This window comes from Streptomyces capoamus, assembly GCF_014654935.1.
Lineage (GTDB): Bacteria > Actinomycetota > Actinomycetes > Streptomycetales > Streptomycetaceae > Streptomyces > Streptomyces capoamus.
Genome location: NZ_BNBF01000029.1, coordinates 1 through 3,006 on the forward strand (window position 1 = coordinate 1; position 3,006 = coordinate 3,006).

Genomic DNA, 3,006 nt, shown 5'->3' on the forward strand with positions numbered 1-3,006 from the left:
CCGCTCTCGCGTTTCCCTTTCCGGCGGTTCCGACTCTATCAGATCCTTTCGGCGTCTGACTCCCAGTCAGGGGGGTTCGCCTTCCGGGCTGTTGGGCCCTTCCGACGTCTCAAACCTTAGCGGATCCGGTCGGCGATTCCCAATCGGGCCGCCGAGCCCCTATTCGAATTGAATTCGGGCACGCCGAAATCAACCCGGAGGGAAGATCGTGCTGGAGGTATGAGGGGTGCCGCTCGGGGCGGCTGAGGTGTCGTCGAAGAACCGTTACGGCTCTCCGGCAACCCGAAGAACTCTACGGATCGGGCGAGGCGGTGTCAACCACCGCTGTCAAGATCTTTAATCGAGGTCGCTGAGCCGGCCGCCGGCGTCCGGCTGGGCGTGCTCGACCCGGCGCAGCAGCCTGGTCAGGACCTCGCCGAGCACCGCGCGCTCGGCGGGGGTGAGGTCCTGGAGCAGGTCCTCCTCGAAGACCGTCGCCAGGCGCATCGCCTCGAGCCACTTCTCGCGGCCCTCGGGGGTCAGCTCCACGATCACCCGCACGCGGTTGGACTCGTCACGCTCCCGGGTGACCAGTCCCTCGGTGACCATGCGGTCGATGCGGTGGGTCATCGCGGCCGGCGTGAGGCCGAGCCGCTTGGCCAGGTCGCTGGGGCCCATGCGGTACGGGGCGCCGGAGAGGACCAGTGCCTTGAGGACCTCCCACTCGGCGTTGCTGATGCCGAGGGCGGAGGTCTGGCGGCCGTAGGCCACGTTCATGCGGCGGTTCAGCCGGGACAGGGCCGACACGATCTTCTCCACCTGGGGGTCCAGGTCCTGGAACTCGCGCTGGTAGGCGGCGATCTGTTCTTCGAGCGTCGGCTCGGTGACGCCGGGTGTGTCGGCCATGGACGCAGTATCGCACGATACGCCTTTGCCTTGAAGTCCTTCGCTGTGTACTCTTTAGCTTCGAACTTTAGCTTCGAAGTCTTCAGGTCTAACTAGTGAGAGAGGTGAACGTGACCAGGGCGATGGGCGCCGCGATGCGCCGGATCCACGTGGGCAACGCACTCAGCGCGTTCGGGCTCGGCTTCACCGTCCCCTACCTGTACGTCTATGTGGCGCAGGTCAGGGGTCTGGGAGCCATGACGGCGGGACTCGTGCTCGCCGTCTTCGCCGTGGCCGCGCTGATCGTGCTGCCGTTCGCCGGCCGGGCGATCGTGCGGCGCGGCCCGCTGCCGGTCCTGCTCGCCGCCCTGGTGACCGCAGCCCTGGGTGCCCTCAGCCTCGGTCTGGCGGGCGGTGCCGCGACCGTGCTGCTGTCCGCCGCGGCGCTCGGCGCCGGCCAGGCCGTGATGCAGCCGGCGCTGGCCACGATGATCGTGGACTGCTCCTCGGCGGACACGCGCTCGCGTGCGTTCGCGCTGCAGTTCTTCCTGCAGAACCTGGGACTGGGCGTCGGCGGGCTCATAGGCGGTCACCTCGTCGACACCACGCGCGTGTCCTCCTTCACCCTGCTGTTCGCGATCGAGGCGGCGATGTTCCTGCTGCTGGTCGGCGTGCTGGCGACCGTGCGGATGCCGCACTCGCCGCGTATGGAGGACGCCCCGGGGCAGTCGGGGCGGGGCAGCTGGCGGCAGCTGCTCGGGAACCGGGCGATGGTGCAGCTGTGCGTGCTGGGCTTCGTGCTCTTCTTCGCCTGTTACGGGCAGTTCGAGTCGGGGCTGAGCGCATACGGCGTGGAGGCGGCCGGGATATCCACGTCCGCGCTGGGCACGGCGCTGGCCGCGAACACGCTGGTGATCGTGGTGGCCCAGTTCGCCGTGCTGAAGCTCGTGGAGCGGCGGCGCCGGTCCCGGGTCATCGCCGCGGTCGGACTGATCTGGTCGGTGGCCTGGCTGGCCGCGGGATACGCGGGGCTGGGGCACGGCAGCCGGGAGATGGCGACGGCCGCGTTCGTGTCGACGTACGCGCTGTTCGGGCTCGGTGAGGCGATGCTGTCGCCGACGGTCGCGCCGCTGGTCGCCGATCTCGCGCCGGAGGGCATGGCCGGGCAGTACAACTCGGCGTTCGCGCTGGTCAAGCAGCTTGCGCTGGCCGTGGGGCCGGCGGTGGGCGGTCCGCTCGGGGCCGCGCTGCACGGGCCGTACATCGTGACCTTCCTGCTGTTCTCGCTGGGGATCACCGTGCTGGCGCTGCGGCTGGGCCGGCAGCTCACCGCCGTGCAGGACCGGCCGTGGCCGGCGCGCGGGACCCGGGTGGTCCGGCGGGGCGGCGCCGCCGCGGGGCAGGGCGCCGAGCTGGTGGAGCCGCGCTAGGCGGTCCGGCGCTCCCCGGGGTGGTCAGCGGGTCGCCGTGACCAGGACCGCCGTGAACGGGAGCGTCGCCGTGCCGTCGTCGGCGAGGTGCTCGGTCAGCTGTTCGCGCACCAGGGCGGCGGCACGGCCCAGGACGTCCTGGTCGCCGGCCGGCCGGAGCACACCGCCCCAGAGGGCGGACAGGTGGGCGCGGGCGTACCCGTCCAGCGGGGGCAGGCGGATCCCGAAGGTGACCTCGCGGTGGGCGGTGCCGGTGTAGCCGGCCCCGCGCAGGCCGGCGGTGAGCTGCTCGGCGGTGACGGCGAAGGTGCGCGCGAACCGGCGGAGCGCGTCGGGGCCGCCGTACTCGTGGAGGGCCCGTTGCTGGGCGAGGAAGTAGGGCTGGCGGTCGACGGGGGCCCAGACGGTCGCCGCGAAACGGCCGTCGGGGCGGGTGACACGGGCGGCTTCGGTGAGGGCGTCGTCGAGGCCGGGGAAGAGCCGGGCGCCCTGCTGGCAGACGACCGCGTCGAAGGCGGCGGTGTCGTACGGCAGGTGGCCGGCGGGAGCCACCGTGAACTCGATGTCCGGGTAGAGGCGGGGGCGCCGGTCCCGGGCCACCCGGATGGTCTCGGCGTCGTTGTCGGCGCCGGAGACCCGGCCGGCGGGTCCGACCAGGGCGGCCGCCGCGCGGGCGGCGAAGCCGGTGGCGCAGGCGAGGTCCAGGACGGTG

3 protein-coding genes are annotated in these 3,006 nt (G+C 71.9%); 1 reads left to right on the forward strand and 2 read right to left on the reverse strand.

Annotation, left to right across the window (positions count from 1 at the left end):
• Window positions 1-336 precede the first annotated feature (336 nt).
• Window positions 337-885, reverse strand: a complete 549-nt coding sequence (locus tag IE312_RS32560; protein WP_189985851.1) for a MarR family winged helix-turn-helix transcriptional regulator — start codon at window positions 883-885, stop codon at window positions 337-339.
• A 110-nt stretch (window positions 886-995) separates the two neighbouring features.
• On the opposite strand from IE312_RS32560, the gene IE312_RS32565 reads away from it, so the two are divergent.
• Window positions 996-2,294, forward strand: coding sequence for an MFS transporter (locus IE312_RS32565; RefSeq protein WP_229900704.1), 1,299 nt, complete (start codon window positions 996-998; stop codon window positions 2,292-2,294).
• Between the two features lie 24 nt (window positions 2,295-2,318).
• On the opposite strand, the gene IE312_RS32570 is transcribed toward IE312_RS32565, so the two are convergent.
• On the reverse strand, window positions 2,319-3,006 hold a 688-nt coding region (locus tag IE312_RS32570; RefSeq protein ID WP_189985852.1), incomplete at its 5' end, for a class I SAM-dependent methyltransferase.

Coding starts and splice junctions, on each gene's coding strand:
- IE312_RS32560 (WP_189985851.1), bottom strand. CDS start 885: ATGGCCGACACACCCGGCGTCACCGAGCCGACGCTCGAAGAACAGATC.